Source organism: Kitasatospora sp. MAA4, from assembly GCF_029893355.1.
In the GTDB taxonomy this organism is placed as follows: Bacteria; Actinomycetota; Actinomycetes; order Streptomycetales; family Streptomycetaceae; genus Kitasatospora.
The window spans coordinates 23,271-39,164 of the sequence record NZ_JARZAI010000016.1 but is presented as its reverse complement, the minus strand read 5'-3'; the positions used below and the strand labels follow the sequence as shown (position 1 = coordinate 39,164).

General features: G+C 71.1%; 14 protein-coding genes. 4 read left to right on the top strand and 10 right to left on the bottom strand.

Features of this window, described 5'->3' with window-relative positions; translation table 11 throughout:
- Positions 1-2: 2 nt before the first annotated feature.
- From P3T37_RS21745 to P3T37_RS21730, 4 genes are all read right to left on the bottom strand, one after another.
- A complete protein-coding gene (locus tag P3T37_RS21745; protein WP_280725440.1) occupies positions 3-1,325 on the bottom strand; it encodes an AI-2E family transporter in 1,323 nt (440 codons plus the stop codon).
- Between the two features lie 172 nt (positions 1,326-1,497).
- On the bottom strand, positions 1,498-2,217 hold the full coding sequence (locus P3T37_RS21740) for a transglycosylase SLT domain-containing protein (protein ID WP_280725439.1): 720 nt from the start codon (positions 2,215-2,217) through the stop codon (positions 1,498-1,500).
- A 385-nt stretch (positions 2,218-2,602) separates the two neighbouring features.
- A complete protein-coding gene (locus tag P3T37_RS21735; RefSeq protein ID WP_280725438.1) occupies positions 2,603-3,937 on the bottom strand; it encodes a PhoH family protein in 1,335 nt (444 codons plus the stop codon).
- A 202-nt stretch (positions 3,938-4,139) separates the two neighbouring features.
- On the bottom strand, positions 4,140-4,934 hold the full coding sequence (locus P3T37_RS21730) for an isoprenyl transferase (protein ID WP_280725437.1): 795 nt from the start codon (positions 4,932-4,934) through the stop codon (positions 4,140-4,142).
- Positions 4,935-5,277: 343 nt separating this feature from the next.
- On the opposite strand from P3T37_RS21730, the gene P3T37_RS21725 reads away from it, so the two are divergent.
- Entirely contained in the window at positions 5,278-6,864 is a 1,587-nt protein-coding gene (locus tag P3T37_RS21725) for a glycosyl hydrolase family 18 protein (RefSeq protein ID WP_280725436.1), read from the top strand.
- Positions 6,865-6,922: 58 nt separating this feature from the next.
- Here the strand turns inward: P3T37_RS21725 and P3T37_RS21720 are convergent, their stop codons facing one another.
- Both P3T37_RS21720 and P3T37_RS21715 read right to left on the bottom strand, forming a co-directional pair.
- The gene (locus P3T37_RS21720) at positions 6,923-7,627 is read right to left on the bottom strand and encodes a hypothetical protein (RefSeq protein WP_280725435.1); all 705 of its coding nucleotides are present in this window, start codon (positions 7,625-7,627) and stop codon (positions 6,923-6,925) included.
- A 125-nt stretch (positions 7,628-7,752) separates the two neighbouring features.
- The gene (locus P3T37_RS21715; RefSeq protein ID WP_280725434.1) at positions 7,753-8,448 is read right to left on the bottom strand and encodes an A24 family peptidase; all 696 of its coding nucleotides are present in this window, start codon (positions 8,446-8,448) and stop codon (positions 7,753-7,755) included.
- Positions 8,449-8,563: 115 nt separating this feature from the next.
- Here P3T37_RS21715 and P3T37_RS21710 point away from each other — a divergent pair, with 115 nt between their 5' ends.
- On the top strand, positions 8,564-9,778 hold the full coding sequence (locus P3T37_RS21710; protein WP_280725433.1) for a pyridoxal phosphate-dependent aminotransferase: 1,215 nt from the start codon (positions 8,564-8,566) through the stop codon (positions 9,776-9,778).
- 73 nt (positions 9,779-9,851) lie between these two features.
- Here the strand turns inward: P3T37_RS21710 and P3T37_RS21705 are convergent, their stop codons facing one another.
- Complete coding sequence (locus P3T37_RS21705; RefSeq protein WP_280725432.1) at positions 9,852-11,678, bottom strand: phosphoenolpyruvate carboxykinase (GTP); 1,827 nt, start codon at positions 11,676-11,678, stop codon at positions 9,852-9,854.
- A gap of 276 nt (positions 11,679-11,954) precedes the next feature.
- Here P3T37_RS21705 and P3T37_RS21700 point away from each other — a divergent pair, with 276 nt between their 5' ends.
- Positions 11,955-12,650 (top strand): hemolysin III family protein, encoded by a 696-nt coding sequence (locus tag P3T37_RS21700; protein WP_280725431.1) that lies wholly within the window; start codon positions 11,955-11,957, stop codon positions 12,648-12,650.
- Here P3T37_RS21700 and P3T37_RS21695 read toward each other — a convergent pair.
- The 3 genes from P3T37_RS21695 to P3T37_RS21685 all read right to left on the bottom strand — a co-directional run bounded on the left by P3T37_RS21695 (position 12,621) and on the right by P3T37_RS21685 (position 14,703).
- On the bottom strand, positions 12,621-12,923 hold the full coding sequence (locus P3T37_RS21695; RefSeq protein WP_280725430.1) for a hypothetical protein: 303 nt from the start codon (positions 12,921-12,923) through the stop codon (positions 12,621-12,623). The two genes, P3T37_RS21700 and P3T37_RS21695, sit on opposite strands and share 30 nt — an antisense overlap.
- 228 nt (positions 12,924-13,151) lie before the next feature.
- Positions 13,152-14,033: a hypothetical protein gene (locus tag P3T37_RS21690; protein WP_280725429.1), complete on the bottom strand. Its 882-nt coding sequence runs from the start codon at positions 14,031-14,033 to the stop codon at positions 13,152-13,154.
- A 10-nt stretch (positions 14,034-14,043) separates the two neighbouring features.
- Entirely contained in the window at positions 14,044-14,703 is a 660-nt protein-coding gene (locus P3T37_RS21685; protein WP_280725428.1) for a papain-like cysteine protease family protein, read from the bottom strand.
- A gap of 257 nt (positions 14,704-14,960) precedes the next feature.
- On the opposite strand from P3T37_RS21685, the gene P3T37_RS21680 reads away from it, so the two are divergent.
- A complete protein-coding gene (locus P3T37_RS21680; protein WP_280725427.1) occupies positions 14,961-15,893 on the top strand; it encodes a helix-turn-helix transcriptional regulator in 933 nt (310 codons plus the stop codon).
- The last annotated feature ends 1 nt before the right edge of the window (position 15,894 follow it).

Below are 15,894 nucleotides of genomic sequence, written 5' to 3'. Positions count from 1 at the left end.
TGTTAGGAGGCAGGGGACTCCGTTGGGGAGGTGTCGTGCGGGGCGGCTGCTTCCTGGGCTGCTTCCAGGGCCGTGAAGACCTCGTGGCCGGCGGCGGTGCGCTGGCGGAGGTAGCCGACCACGGTGTTGGTGACGGCGATCAGCGGGACCGCCACGATCGCGCCGCCGATGCCGCCGATGATCGAGCCCGCGGCCACCCCGAGCACCACGCCGAGCGGGTGGACCCGGACGGCTCGGCCGAGGATCAGCGGCTGGAGGATGTGGCCCTCCAGCTGCTGGACGGCGATCAGCACCACCAGGACCAGGCCGGCCGTGGTGACGTCCTTGGTGACCAGCGCGATCAGCACCGCCAGGGTGCCGGTGACCAGCGCGCCGACCAGCGGGACGAAGGCCCCCAGGAAGATGATCACCGCGAGCGGCATGGCCAGCGGCACGCCCAGCATCTGGATCCCGATGCCGATGCAGAGCGCGTCGATGAAGGCCACGAAGACGGTGCCGCGCACGTACGCGGTCAGCGTGGCCCAGGCCTTGGGCCCGGCGCCGGCCATCGCGTACCGGGACTGCTGCGGCAGCCCGCGCAGCAGGAAGCTCCAGATCCGGGCGCCGTCGTAGAGCAGGAAGAAGGTGGTGAAGACGGCCAGCAGCACACCGGTCAGCACCTCGATCGCGATGCTGACGCCGGTGAACCCCAGCGAGGTGATCTGCTGGGTGTTGGTCCCGATCGCGTCCTGTATCTGGTGGGTGAACTGGGTGATCTGGGCCTGCGTCACGTGCATCGGGCCGGTGATCATCCAGTCCCGCAGCTTGCCGATGCCCTGCTGGGCCTGGTGCGAGACGTTGTCGAGGTTGCTGGTCACCTGCCAGACCACGAACCAGCCAACCAGGCCGATGCCGGCCAGACCGCTGAGGAAGGTGCCGGCCGCGGCCAGCGAGCGCGGCACGCCGTGCCGGCGCAGCCAGGAGACCGAGGGTTCGAGGAGCGCGGAGACCAGCAGTCCGGCCAGGATCGCGAAGGCGACCAGCCGCAGCATGTCGACCACCGAGAAGAGCACGTACAGCGCCGCACCGAGCAGCAGCAGCCGCCAGGTGGACTCCGCGGCCACCCGCAGCCCCCACGGCACCGCCTCGGCGGGGGTGGCAGGACGGCCCAGGTGGGGCGCGCGGCCGTACGGGAGGTACGCCCGGGGCGCGGCGGGACCGGCCTCGCGCGGGGCGGGGATCGGCTCCGGGACTGCGGTCTCCTGCTCGGCCGCCTCGGCGGCGGCCCGGCGGCGCTGCTCCAGACCGGCGGCCGCGCGGGCCGCGACCGACGTCGACCAGGCCATGGCTCTGAGCGCCCTGGGGCCCTGTTGCCCTCCCCGTGCCATCTGCGGTCCGTCCTCCCGGTCGCGCGGTTCTCAGGGATGACGCTACCCGGGCCCGGACCCGGACATGGCAGGGGGTTCGAAAACGACTGATGCCCCCGACCGCGTGGTCGGGGGCATCAGGGCCGGAACTCTAGTACCAGCTGTGGGCCTGCCAGAACGACCAGGCGCCGCACGGGCTGCCGTAACGGTCGTTCATGTAGCCCAGGCCCCACTTGATCTGGGTCGCCGGGTTGGTCTTCCAGTCCGCGCCGACCGAGGCCATCTTGGAACCGGGCAGCGCCTGGACCAGGCCGTACGCGCCGGACGGGTTCATCGCCGTGTAGTTCCAGCCGCTCTCGCGCGTCACGATGTTGCTGAAGCACTGGAACTGGGTGCTGTCGCCCACTATCCCGGCCGCGATCGCCTGCACCGAGCCCGGGCTGTACGAGGACGCGTCCGGCGCCGACGAGCCGGGCGCGGACATCGAGGACGTGGCCTTGGCGCGGGCGGCGGCAGCGGCGTCGGCCGCGGCCTTGTCCGCCGCGGCCTTGGCGGCGGCGGCAGCGGCCTTGTCCGCGTCGGACTTGGCCTGCGCGTCGGCGGCAGCCTTCAGCCGGGCGGCCTCCTCGGCCGCCTTCTGGGCGGCCGCGTCTGCCGAGACCTGCTGTGCGGTGGCCTGACGAACGAAGCTGTCACTGACGGCCTGCGCCTGGGTTGCTGAGGGGACGTCGGCGAACAGGGTCGCGCCGGCGACCTCGGTCGCCTGCGCAGTCGTCGCCTCGCTGCCCGAGGCCACACCCACGACGGCACCAACTGCGGTGACGGCGGTGGCGGAGGCCACAGCAACTCCCCGGACCGAGATCCGAGTCACATGGTTTCCTTCCAGCGTCGCCCACGCGTGACCGTGAAGGCGCAACATGCCCCTGGTCACGGGCCTCCACCGGTGCTGGTCACGGGAGGCGCTGGCCCGGCGCTCGCACCGTGACAAACCGGTGCGGACGTGGAGTTCGGGCGGCGTACGGTCCTTCGCTTTTCAGTTGTCGCCCAACAGGTGGGCCGTACGCGGGGCCTGACAGAACCCTCACCATGCCGCAAGGTGACGCGAGTGCGCAATTCCCGGTTGCGTGGCGAAGCTCACATCCTTCGGCGGCACAAGAATTGCCCGGTTGGTGGACAACCGGCGGTGCGATGTGATGACGATCCGCCCGGCGGCCGGGGAATTCCGGCTGCCGGACGGATCGTTCGTGGCCGTAGTCCTACGGCTGGATGTCCTCCAGCATCTCGGTCACCAGCGCCGCGATCGGCGAACGCTCGGAGCGGGTCAAGGTGATGTGTGCGAAGAGCGGATGCCCCTTCAGCTTCTCCACCACCGCGACGACGCCGTCGTAGCGCCCCACCCGGAGGTTGTCCCGCTGGGCCACGTCGTGGGTGAGCACCACCCGCGAACCCTGGCCGATCCGGGAGAGCACGGTGAGCAGCACGTTGCGCTCCAGCGACTGCGCCTCGTCCACGATCACGAAGGCGTCGTGCAGCGAGCGCCCGCGGATGTGGGTGAGCGGCAGCACCTCCAGCATCCCGCGGGAGATCACCTCCTCGATCACGGCCGGCGTGGTGACCGCCGACAGGGTGTCGAAGACCGCCTGGGCCCAGGGGCTCATCTTCTCGTGCTCGGAGCCCGGCAGGTAGCCCAACTCCTGGCCGCCGACCGCGTAGAGCGGGCGGAAGACCATCACCTTGCGGTGCTGCTGGCGCTCCAGCACGGCCTCCAGGCCGGCGCAGAGCGCCAGCGCGGACTTGCCCGTACCGGCCCGGCCGCCGAGCGAGACGATCCCGACCTCGGGGTCGAGCAGCAGGTCCAGCGCGACCCGCTGCTCGGCGCTGCGGCCGCGCAGCCCGAACGCCTCCCGGTCGCCGCGCACCAGCCTGACCCGGCCGTCGCCGGCCACCCGGCCGAGCGCCCGGCCGCGCTCCGAGGTGAGCACCAGGCCGGTGTGCACCGGGAGCTCCTCGGCACCGTCGATCTCCACCGCGCTGTCGTGCGGGGCGCCGAAGAGTTCGTCCACCTGGTCGCCGGAAACCGGCAGTTCGGACATTCCGGTCCACCCGGAGGTGATCGCCAGCTCGGCCCGGTACTCCTCGGCGAGCAGACCCACCGCGCTGGCCTTGATCCGCATCGGCAGGTCCTTGGAGACGACGGTGACGTCGTACCCCTCGGCCTGCAGGTTGCGGGCGACCGCGAGGATCCTGGTGTCCGCCTCGCCGCCGCCGAGCCGGTAACCGGCCGGCAGCACGGAGGTGTCCGAGTGGTTCAGCTCCACCCGGATCGAGCCGCCGGTCTCCCCGACCGGGATCGGCTCGTCGAGTCGGCCGTAGCGGACCCGGTAGTCGTCGAGCAGGCGCAGGGCCTGGCGGGCGAAGTAGCCCAGTTCGGGATGGTGCCGTTTGGCTTCCAACTCGGTGACCACGACCACCGGGAGCACGACCTCGTGCTCCTCGAACCGGGTCATGGCGAGCGGGTCCGCGAGGAGCACGCTGGTGTCGAGCACGTACGTGCGCCGGTCTGGTGTCCGGCGGCTCTTGGAACTGACCACTAGGCCTCCAGGGCGGGCGACCCTGCGTCACCCGCGGCTCACCGGCCCCCGCGACCCCGATGGTCAGGATGCCGGTCTGGCATGTGTATTCCCTGACGGGGCCTGGTACATGCCCGCGGAAGCGAACTCGCGGATCACTGCGGATGAACGTTTGCCCCAAGTGGCCAGCGGGGTAGGAGGGACGAACCGGCCCGACGGAGTGTCAGCCTCCGTATCGGCGGTTGCGCTCCTCGTAGGCGCGCAGCGCGCGGAGGAAGTCGACCTTGCGGAAGGCCGGCCAGTACGCCTCGCAGAAGTAGAACTCGCTGTGCGCGCTCTGCCAGAGCAGGAAGCCCGAGAGCCGCTGCTCGCCCGAGGTGCGGATCACCAGGTCGGGGTCGGGCTGGCCCTTGGTGTAGAGGTGCTCGGCGATGTGCTCGACGTCCAGGATCTCGGCCAGCTCCTCGATCGAGGTGCCGCGGCCCGCGTGCTCCTGGAGCAGCGAGCGGACGGCGTCGGCGATCTCGTGCCGCCCGCCGTAGCCGACGGCCACGTTGACCGTGATGCCTTCGAGGTGCTCGGTGGCGGCGGCCGCGTTCTTGAGGATCTCGGCGGTCTTCTGCGGCAGCAGGTCCAGCGCCCCGACCGGGCGGACCTTCCAGCGCTTCGCCTCGGCCAGACCGGTCACCGCGTCCTCGATGATGCCGAGCAGCGGGACGAGTTCGCCCGCCGGGCGGGAGAGGTTGTCGGTGGAGAGCATCCACAGGGTGACGACCTCGATGTTGGTCTCGTCGCACCACCCGAGGAACTCGGAGATCTTGTCCGCGCCGCGGCGGTGGCCGTAGACGGTCGAGTTGCCGACCGCCTTGGCCCAGCGGCGGTTGCCGTCCAGGATCACGCCGACGTGGTGCGGGGTGCGGGCCAGGTGCGCCTCGACGCGCTGGCCGTACAGGTTGTACATGCCGCCCAGCAGGGTACGCAGCCCCGGCGTGCGGTCGACGACGTCGCGCAGACCCATGACGTTCAGCCCCTCCGAGCTCGTACCCCCTGACCCAGGCTCCCACTGCGAAGGTCCGGAGGCAGCCTACTCCCGCCCCGCACCGAGCAGGAAAGCCGCAGGTGGGATGCGTTTTCGAAACGTTGACTACGGACCGTGGGGGTGTGGTGACGGTCACAGTGGGACCGGACACGGCGAGGTCTCCGAATCCTTAAGGGAGCCGTAAGCCGGCGGACCGGTCCTTGACGCGTGCCAATGGTCTAGTCCAGCTTGTTCGCAAGCTCGTCTGCTGTCCCCTCCCCCACACGAGCCGCCGCGCCCCCACCGCGGCGGCTCTCCCCTCCTCCCCACAGGAGAGTTCGTCATGGCCCGTTCGGTTCCCCCCACCCACCGTCGCCGCCGCAGTGCACTGCCCGCCGTCACGGCCGGCGCCACCGCGCTCGCCCTGGCCGGCACCGGACTGGCGCTCTTCGCCGGCGGGGCCAGCGCCGCGGCCGGCAACCTGGTGGCCAACGGCGGCTTCGAGACCGGCACGCTGGCCGGCTGGACCTGCACCGCGACCGCGAGCGCCGTCAGCACCCCGGTGCACAGCGGCTCGTACGCGCTGCAGGCCGTGCCGACCAGCTCGGACAGCGCGCAGTGCACGCAGACCGTCTCGGTCCAGCCGAGCTCCAGCTACACGCTGAGCAGCTGGGTGCAGGGCCCGTACGTCTACCTGGGCGCGAGCGGCACCGGCGGGACGGACCCGAGCGCCTGGTCGAACCAGACCTCCTGGAACCAGCTGAGCACCAGCTTCACCACCGGCGCGAGCACCACGAGCGTGACGCTCTACCTGCACGGGTGGTACGGCCAGGGCGCCTACACGGCGGACGACGTGACGCTGACAGGCCCGGCGGGAGCCGGCACCCCGACGCCGACGCCCAGCACCGCTCCGCCGACCACCGCGCCGCCCACCACGGCACCCCCGACCACCGCGCCGCCCACCACGGCACCCCCGACCACCGCGCCGCCCACCACCGCGCCGCCGACCACCCCGCCGCCGTCCTCGGGCAGCCTGCCCAAGCACCTGCTGACCGGCTACTGGCAGGACTTCGACAACGGCGCGACCGACCAGAAGCTCTCCGCCGTCCAGAGCGCGTACGACATCATCGCGGTCTCGTTCGCCAACGCCGACCCGGCCAAGGCCGGCGGCATCACCTTCGCCATCGACCCGGCGCTCGCCACCGGCCTCGGCGGCTACACCGACGCCCAGTTCCGCGCCGACATCGCCGCCAAGCACGCGGCCGGCAAGAAGGTCGTCCTCTCGGTCGGCGGCCAGAACGGCGCGATCACGGTCGGCGACGCCACCTCGGCGGCCAACTTCGCGGACAGCGCCTACGCGCTGATCCAGAGCTACGGCTTCGACGGCGTCGACATCGACCTGGAGAACGGCGTCAACGCGACCTACCTGGCGCAGTCGCTGCACACCCTGGCGGCCAGGGTCGGCCCCGGCTTCGTCCTGACGATGGCTCCGCAGACCATCGACATGTACAACACCAGCGGCGCCTACTTCCAGCTCGCGCTGGCCACCAAGGACATCCTGACCGTCGTCAACACCCAGTTCTACAACTCGGGCGGGATGAACGGCTGCGACGGCAAGGTCTACAACCAGGGCACGGTGGACTTCATCACCAGCCAGATCTGCACCCACATCGAGGGCGGCCTCGACCCGTCCCAGGTCGGCATCGGCGTCCCGGCCTCCGGCAAGGCGGCGGGCAGCGGCTACGTCTCCTCGACCGTGGTGAACAACGCGCTGGACTGCCTGGCCACCGGCACCAACTGCGGCAGCTTCGTCCCGCCGGCCAAGTGGCCCACCATCCGCGGTGCGATGGCCTGGTCGACCAACTGGGACGCGGCCAACGGCAACGACTTCTCCACCAACGTGGGCGCCCACGTCCACGCCATGCCGTAACGCACGGAAAAGGGGGCCCGCCGCACCGAGCAGGTGCGGCGGGCCCCCTTCGTGTCCGCTACTTCCAGTAGAGGCCCTTGTCCATCGTGAACGGGTCGCCCCAGTACTCGGCCGAGGCGACCTTCACCGCGGACGACGGCGCCAGCGAGACCGAGCAGCCCTGCGCGGTCTGGCCGTTGGTGAAGCCGCTGGGCAGCGAGTCGTTCGGGCACTTGTCGAACGTGCCGATCAGCATCAGGTCCTGCGCGTCGGTCCCGTCCGGCAGCAGGCCCTTCATGTGGTCCACGGTGGAGAAGGAGAGGTCGGTGTTGCCGACGTTCTTCACCGAGTAGTGGATGTAGTAGGGGACCATCCCCTTGACCTGGTCGCCCAGCTTGAGCGAGTCCAGGTCGGACGAGGCGCCCATCTGGATCGAGGTGACGGTCAGCGAGATCGTCCCCTTGGTGCTGCCGTAGCTGAACGGAAGCGTGGCCGCCTGGCCGATCTTGAAGCTCTGGCCCGCCGTGGCCGTCGCCCCGCCACCGCCGCCGGCGGGTGCCGGTGCGGCCGTGGGTGCGGAGCTGGGCGTGCTCACGGCGCTGGGCGTGCTGCTGTCGCCGCCGGTGGAACCGCCGCCGAAGCCGCCGCCCGAACTCGGCTGGGAGGAGGCGGACTTGGTCGGGGTGGGGTCCGGGGTGTCGGGCCCGCAGGCGGTCAGGGCGAGTGCGCCGATGGCGAGTCCGATGATCGCCTGAGCGGTCTTTGCCGAAGTGGAACTGGTCATGCTTTTTGAGCCCCCGTGATGCTGTGGGTCGCCGAATCGCGACTGTTGCCACCAGAGTTGATAGCGTGACAGGAGAGGTTTCGCCAGTTACCGGACGTGTTCGTGACCGATATCACCTGACGCGACTACCGCGCGGCCAGCACCGCCACCAGTGCGCCCAGCAGCATGCAGGGGCCGAACGGGATCGGATCGCGGGCCCTGGCGCGGCGGGTCACCAGCAGCGCGAGCCCCCAGAGCGCGCCCAGCAGGAAGCCCGTGAAGACCCCGCTGAAGACCGTGCGCCAGCCGTACCAGGCGAGCAGCGCGCCCAGGACAGGCGCGAGCTTGGCGTCCCCCAGGCCCATCGGGCCGAGCATCGCCAGTGCGCCGTAGACCACCCCGAGTACCGCGGCGGCGAGCAGGCAGCGGAGCAGCACGCCGGGACGGTGGTCGAGCAGGGCGGCCACCGGGAGCAGCACGGCGACGCCCAGGGCGAGCCGGAGGGTGAGCGCGTCCGGGAGGCGGTGCACGGCGACGTCCACGAAGCCGAGCACCACGCCGAGGAGCGCGATCCAGGCGAGCAGCGGGAGCAGCGGCCAGGGCGCCGCCGAGCCGACCGCCGCACCGACCGCCGCCGCGACCAGCTCCACCGTCAGCGGGCCGGGTCCGCTCTGCCGGCCGCACCCCGGGCAGCGCCCGGTCGCCGGCAGCCACCGGCGTACCGCCGCGCAGTCGCAGCCCGCCGGCGGCTCGCCGAACGGCACCGCGCGGCGGGTCGCCTCGGCCCGCAGCACGGGAGCCGCGAGCAGTCCCGCACCGACCCCGGTCAGCAGTCCGATCACGTCTCCCCCTTCACGACGCCCGACCCCCGCGAGCCTAGACCGCGCCTGCACCCGTTCCGGTGTGCGTGGCCAAAAACACCCCCGGTGGCGTGTTCGGGCGCCGTACAGTGACCGCATGCAGGTGATCCAGTCCAGCAAGCTCGCCAATGTCTGCTACGACATCCGCGGCCCGGTGCTCGACGAGGCGATGCGACTGGAGGACCAGGGGCATCGCATCCTCAAGCTGAACACGGGCAACCCGGCGGCCTTCGGTTTCGAGGCCCCGCCGGAGATCCTCCAGGACATCCTGCGCAACCTCTCCAACGCGCACGGCTACGGCGACTCCAAGGGCCTGCTCTCCGCCCGCCGCGCGGTGGTCATGCACTACGAGGAGCGCGGCCTGCACGGCCTGACCGTGGAGGACGTCTTCCTCGGCAACGGCGTCTCCGAGCTGATCCAGCTGGCGATGACCGCCCTGCTGGACGACGGCGACGAGGTGCTCGTCCCCGCGCCGGACTACCCGCTCTGGACGGCCTCGGTCAGCCTGGCCGGCGGCACCGCCGTGCACTACCGCTGCGACGAGCAGTCGGAGTGGTACCCGGACCTGGCCGACATCGAGTCCAAGGTCACCGACCGCACCCGGGCCATCGTGGTGATCAACCCCAACAACCCGACCGGCGCGGTCTACCCGCGCGAGGTGCTGGAGGGGATCGCCGAACTGGCCCGCCGCCACAAGCTGGTGGTCTACGCGGACGAGATCTACGACAAGATCCTCTACGACGACGCCGAGCACGTGCCGCTGGCCACGCTGGCACCGGACCTCTTCTGCGTCACCTTCAACGGACTGTCCAAGGCCTACCGGGTGGCGGGCTTCCGCTCCGGCTGGATGGTGCTCTCCGGTGACCGGCAGCGCGCCGGCAGCTACATCGAGGGCCTCAACGTGCTGGCCAGCATGCGGCTCTGCGCCAACATGCCGGCCCAGCACGCGGTGGCGGCGGCACTCGGCGGACGGCAGTCGATCAAGGACCTGCTGCTGCCCGGCGGACGGCTGCTGGAGTCCCGGGACGCGGCGTACAGGCTGCTCAACGAGATCCCCGGGGTCAGCTGCGTCAAGCCGAAGGGCGCGCTGTACGCCTTCCCGCGGCTCGACCCGCAGGTGTACAAGATCAAGGACGACGCGCAGATGGTCCTCGACCTGCTGCGGGCGCAGCGGATCCTGATCGTCCAGGGCACCGGCTTCAACTGGCCCGACCCGGACCACTTCCGGCTGGTCACGCTGCCGCGCGCGGAGGACATCGAGGACGCGGTCACCCGGATCGGCGACTTCCTGCAGGGCTACGCGCAGCCGTAGCGCCGTGCGGACCAAACGCAACGGGCCGGCCGCCACGCGTCAACGCAGTGGCGGCCGGCCCGTGTTCCCGGGGTCAGCCCAGGCGCTTGACCAGCGCCCGGTACTCGTCCCACAGCTCGGTGGGGGTGTGCTCGCCGAACAGCTCCAGGTGGGCGGGGATGAGCGCCGCCTCCTGGCGCCAGATGTCGGCGTCGACGTTCAGCAGCAGGTCGAGGTCGTCCTGCGCGAGGTCCAGGCCGTCCAGGTCGAGCGAGGACTGCGTGGGCAGCACGCCGATCGGGGTGTCGACGCCCTCGCCGGTGCCCTCCAGGCGGTCGACGATCCACTTGAGCACGCGGCTGTTCTCGCCGTAGCCGGGCCAGACGAACTGGCCGCCGGCGTTCTTGCGGAACCAGTTGACGTAGTAGATCTTCGGCAGCTTCGCGGCGTCGGCCTGGGCGCCCAGCTTCAGCCAGTGGCCGAAGTAGTCACCCATGTTGTAGCCGCAGAAGGGCAGCATCGCGAACGGGTCGCGGCGCAGCTCGCCGACGGTGCCCTCGGCGGCCGCGGTCTTCTCGGAGGCGATGTTCGAGCCGAGGAACACGCCGTGCTGCCAGTCGAAGGACTCGGTGACCAGCGGGACGGCGGTGGCGCGGCGGCCGCCGAACAGGATGGCCGAGATCGGCACACCCGCCGGGTCCTCCCACTCGGGGGCGATGGTCGGGCACTGCGCGGCCGGGACGGCGAACCGGGCGTTCGGGTGGGCGGCGGGGGTGCCGCTCTCCGGCGTCCAGTCGTTGCCGCGCCAGTCGGTCAGGTGCGCGGGCGCCTCGTCGGTCAGGCCCTCCCACCAGACGTCGCCGTCGTCGGTCAGCGCCACGTTGGTGAAGACCGTGTTGCTGTGCAGCGTCTCGATGGCGTTGGCGTTGGTGTCCACGCCGGTGCCCGGGGCGACGCCGAAGAAGCCGGCCTCCGGGTTGATCGCGTAGAGGCGACCGTCGGCGCCGAAGCGCATCCAGGCGATGTCGTCGCCTATGGTCTCGACCTTCCAGCCCGGAATGGTCGGCTGGAGCATCGCCAGGTTGGTCTTGCCGCAGGCGCTCGGGAAGGCCGCCGTGACGTACTTGACCTCGCCGCTGGGCGGGGTGAGCTTGAGGACGAGCATGTGCTCGGCCAGCCAGCCCTCGTCGCGGGCCATCGTGGAGGCGATCCGCAGCGCGTAGCACTTCTTGCCGAGCAGGGCGTTGCCGCCGTAGCCCGAGCCGAAGGACCAGATCTCGCGGCTCTCCGGGAAGTGCGAGATGTACTTGGTGGTGTTGCACGGCCACGGAACGTCGGCCTCACCCTCGGCCAGCGGCGCACCGACGGTGTGCACGGCCTTGACGAACTCGCCGTCCTCGCCGAGCTGGTCGATGACGGCCTGGCCCATGCGGGTCATCACGCGCATCGAGACGGCGACGTACGCGGAGTCGGTGATCTCCACCCCGTAGGCGGCCAGCGGCGAACCGACCGGGCCCATCGAGAAGGGCACGACGTACATCGTGCGCCCCTTCATCGCGCCCCGGAACAGGCCGTTCGCACCGGAGAACACCTCCCGCATCTCGGCGGGGGCCTTCCAGTTGTTCGTCGGGCCGGCGTCCTTCTCCTGCTCGGAGCAGATGTACGTCCGGTCCTCGACACGCGCCACATCGGTGGGGTCGGAGGCGGCGTAGAAGGAGTTGGGCCGCTTCTCGGGGTTGAGCTTCTTGAAGGTGCCCTGGGCGACCAGCAGCTCGGCGAGTCGCTGGTACTCCTCCTCCGAGCCGTCGCACCACTCGACGCGGTCCGGCTGGGTGAGCTCCGCGATCTCGCTGACCCAGGCCAGCAGGCGCTGGTGTCGGGTGGGTGCGCCTGCGCTGAGGGCAGAGTTCTCGTACGACACGATCGCTCCGTTTCACGCCTGTTCGTCCTTGACCAGGCGTCCGGGGGTTTGAGGGTTCTTGCAGCGTAGCCCGGCCATTCGGGCGACAACATGGCGTCATGGCGGTTTTGCCGCAAGTTTTGCTACATCCTGGCCATAAACTCAGCGGATTTCCGGCTGTTCCGGCAGAGGTCAACCCCTCCCGTCACAGGGGCGAACACTCCAGAACGGCTAAAAGTGATGAGAGCCACTACCTACTTAGCGGTAACCTACGGACCCGTAGGTAGCATGACCCCCATGACTGCGGACGAGACGCCGAGCGTCACCCAGCCCCTGCGGCCCAGCACGGCTCCGGCCGCCAAACCGGTGTGGCGCGGCTGGCTGCACGCCGGGATGTTCCCGGCCTCGGTGGCCGCCGGGATCGTGCTGATCTGCCTGGCCGACTCCCCGCAGGCCCGGATCGCCTGCGCCGTCTACTCGGCGAGCGCCTGGCTGCTGTTCGGCGTCAGCGCGGTCTACCACCGGTTCACCTGGGGCCCGCGGGGCGACGCGATCCTGCGCCGACTGGACCACGCGAACATCTTTCTGATCATCGCGGGGTCCTACACGCCGTTCACCATCCTGCTGCTGCACGGCGGACGGCAGCAGCTGCTGCTCTGGCTGGTCTGGTGCGGCGCCCTGGCGGGGATAGCGTTCCGGGTCTTCTGGGTCGGCGCCCCGCGCTGGCTCTACACCCCGTGCTACATCGCGCTCGGCTGGGCCGCCGTCTTCTTCCTGCCGGACTTCCTGCGCACCGGGGGCGCCGCGGTGGTCACCCTGCTGATCATCGGCGGACTGCTCTACAGCGCCGGCGGCGTGGTCTACGGGCTGAAGCGGCCCAACCCGTCACCGCGCCTGTTCGGCTTCCACGAGGTGTTCCACGCGCTGACCCTGGGGGCCTTCATCGTGCAGTACGTGGGCGTCTCACTGGTGGCGTACAACGCGATCGGCTGAGCCGGCCCGCTCACGGGCCCGATGGCGGGCCCGAAGGCAGCGCTCGCAGTGCGCGGCGTCAGCGGACACGGCGTGCTCGGCGGGTTCGCGGCGCCGGACCAGGTACCGGAACCGGCGCCCGACGTAGACCATCACCAGCAGCACCTCGACCGACGCGACCGCCCAGACCAGCGGCGCCCCATCGGCCAGGTACCCCGCGACCACAGCCAGCGCGGCGCCGACCACGGCCACCCCGCCCCAGAGCTGCAGGTCGCGCGCGTCTCCTCCGGCCATCGCCCCACCCCTTTCCGCTTTGACCCAATGACACATGGTATCTACCGACCGTGACAGGGCGTAGTCATCGACGGGCGAACGGCGCATCAATGTTTCATCAACTCCAGGTGCTGACGCGGTTCTTGTTCGAACTGGAGCGAACGAAAGCAGAACGGGCGCGAACGGGAGCGCCCCCGCGGTGACGCTGCGGGGGCGCTCTGTCCTGCACTGTTCACTCAACCCCTGCGGCTAACCCCTGCGGCGCCGCACGGCCAGGCCGACACCCGCCAGCGCCGTCACCCCGAGCGCCGCCGCGGCTGTCAGCGCGGTGTCCGCCTCCGGGGCAGCGGCCGCCGCGGTGTCGGCTGTGTCGGCTGTGTCGGCTGTGCCGGCTGTGTCGGCTGTGTCGGCGGTGTTCGCCGAGAAGCCGCCGCCCAGGCCGGCTCTGTCGTACGCCGAGCCCGGCAGCTTGTCGCCGTACCGCTGGTGCACCAGCCGCTCGTACGCGGCGAGCGACTCACCGCCGGCGCCGACCGAGCTGCGCGCCTCGGCGTCCAGCGGCAGCACCCGCCCGCCGCGCAGCACGTACCAGGCGTTGACCTGCGGCTCGCGGAACACCGTGCCACCGCCGCTGCTCGCGCCCTGCGCCGCGTAGTCGGTCTCGTCGCTGCCGGAGGCGATGTTGACCACCTGCCAGCCGCCGCCGTCCTGCCGGACGGTCCAGACCGACGCGTGCTGGCCGTCCGCGGAGACCGCCGCGGTGGCCGCGAAGTCCATCCGGGCCACCGGCGCGCCCTTCGTCCCCGCGACGAAGCCGGGGTCGAGGGTGTAGACCGGCACCGTCGCGCCGGTGAGCCGCGGTGCGGCCAGCGCGGCGGCCTTGGCCTCGTCCGCCGCGCCGAGCTGCACCGACTGGTTCGGCGGCACCCCTCTGCGGGCGAAGAAGTGCCCCAGCTGGTCGAGCACTGCCGGGGCCTGGACCGCACTGCGGGCCGCGGCCAGGTCGCTGGGCGCAATCGCGGCCGGGACCGCGTCCGAGCCGGCTGCGTGGGCGAGCGGCGCAGCCAGCAGGCCGAGGGTCACCGCGAGGAGCACCGTCGCAGCCCTCTTTGTCGTCGTGTCAGCTGTCATGGCTGCCTCCTCACGCGCCGATCTGGTAGAGGGAGTGGGTCCATTCGAACGAGCCGTTGCTGACGTAGTAGCTGTAACTCGCCCAGTTGTAGCGATAGTCGGAGGGCCACGGATCGCCCCAGTACACCCAGTTGTTGCTGGTGTCGTAGCCGTACAGGACCTCCATGTGCCCGCCGCCGGAGGACCACTGGATGCGCGACTCGACCGGGCGGTTGTTGTCGATCTCGTTCTGGACCGTGCTGTAGTACAGGTACCCGGTGACGTAGTCGCCCGGGTTGATGCCGATCCAGCTCAGCGCGTTCTGCACATCGTCCAGCGCGGCCTCGTTGTTGGGGCAGGCGGAGTCGAGCGAGCGCCCGAACGCGGCGTCGCAGAACTGGTTCTGGGTGTAGGAGTAGCCGAACCAGCTCGCGATGGTGTCGCCGCTGGCCGCCCAGCACCAGTTGGTGTTGGACTGCTGCTGCATGCTGATGTTCAGCGTCTTCGAGGTGCCGGTGGCCAGGCTGCCGGCCGCGCCGACGGGACGGACCCGGGTGGGGACCGGGTTCGACGCCGCCGAGGCCGGCGTGCCGGTGGCCGCGGTGAGCGCCGGGGCCAGGACGCCGAGCGCGAGGGCGGCAACCGCCTTGCGGAGCCTGGCTCTTGGACGGGTCGGAGGGGAAAGGGACATGGCGTTTCCTCCTTGCGGACCGCAGGGAAGGGAAGTGGGGGACACGCGAGCCCCGGCGCCGTCCGGATCGGCGGCGGGGTGTGAGGAAGCATCGACCCGTTGACCGAATCCGGTCAACGGCCTTCGGAGCGCCCGCAGATCGATGTGAACGCGGCCTTCCAGATGTGAACGAGCGCCGCCGCTGCGCTCCGAAAAGAGTGACAGGCGGCCGCAGGCGTGTGAATATTCACCACCACCACGGGGACGGAGGGCCGGCCATGCAGCGCAGTTCGCATCCCGAACTGGCGACGGTCCTGCGCACCGGCCCGTTCCATCTGGCGCTGCGCACCGCCCTGCGGGCGCGCGGACTCGCGCTGCACCGGGTGCAGCAGCACCTGGCGCAGCGCGGCGTACACGTCGGGGTGACCAGCCTCAGCTACTGGCAGCAGGGCCGCCGCCGCCCGGAGCGCCCCGAATCCCTGCGTGCGGTACGGGCGTTGGAGGAGGTGCTCGACCTCCCCGCGCACTCGCTGACCCGGCTGCTCGGCCCGCGGCAGGCGCTGGCCGGCAGCTCGGCCGCCGTGCCGACCCGCCCCTACCGGGACCTCATCGCCCCCGCCGGTGCCGTGGACGAGCTACTCGCCGAACTGCACGGACCGCGCGACACCGGCCTGCACACCGTCACCCACATCGAGCGGATCCGGCTCGGTGCCGACCGCCAACTGCTGCGCCGCGACTCGCAGCACGCGCTGCGCGCGCATCGCGACGGCATCGACCGCTACCTCGCCATCTACCAGGGCGACCCGGGCTGCGATGTGCAGCGGGTCGCGGTGCGCGCCGAGGAGAACTGCCGGCCCGGACGGGTCCGGCGCGACCAGGGCTCCCGACTCGTCGTCGCCGAACTGCTGTTGGACCGACGCCTGCGCACCGGCGACACCCACCTGCTCAGTTACGGCTTCGACGACGCCCCCTCCACCGCGCCCACCGACGAGTACGTCCGCGGCTTCCACTCCGGTGCCGGGCAGTACGTCCTCCAGGTCAGCTTCCACCCGGATGCGCTGCCGGTGCGCTGCCACCGGTTCGCCAGCCGGGCGCCCGGCGAGGTTCCCTTCGAGAGCGAGGAGCTCACGCTGGACGGCCACGGCTGCGTGCACCTGGTCGCCGGCTCTCTGGCGCCGTGCCTGCTGGGGGTCGGCTGGGACTGGGAGTGAG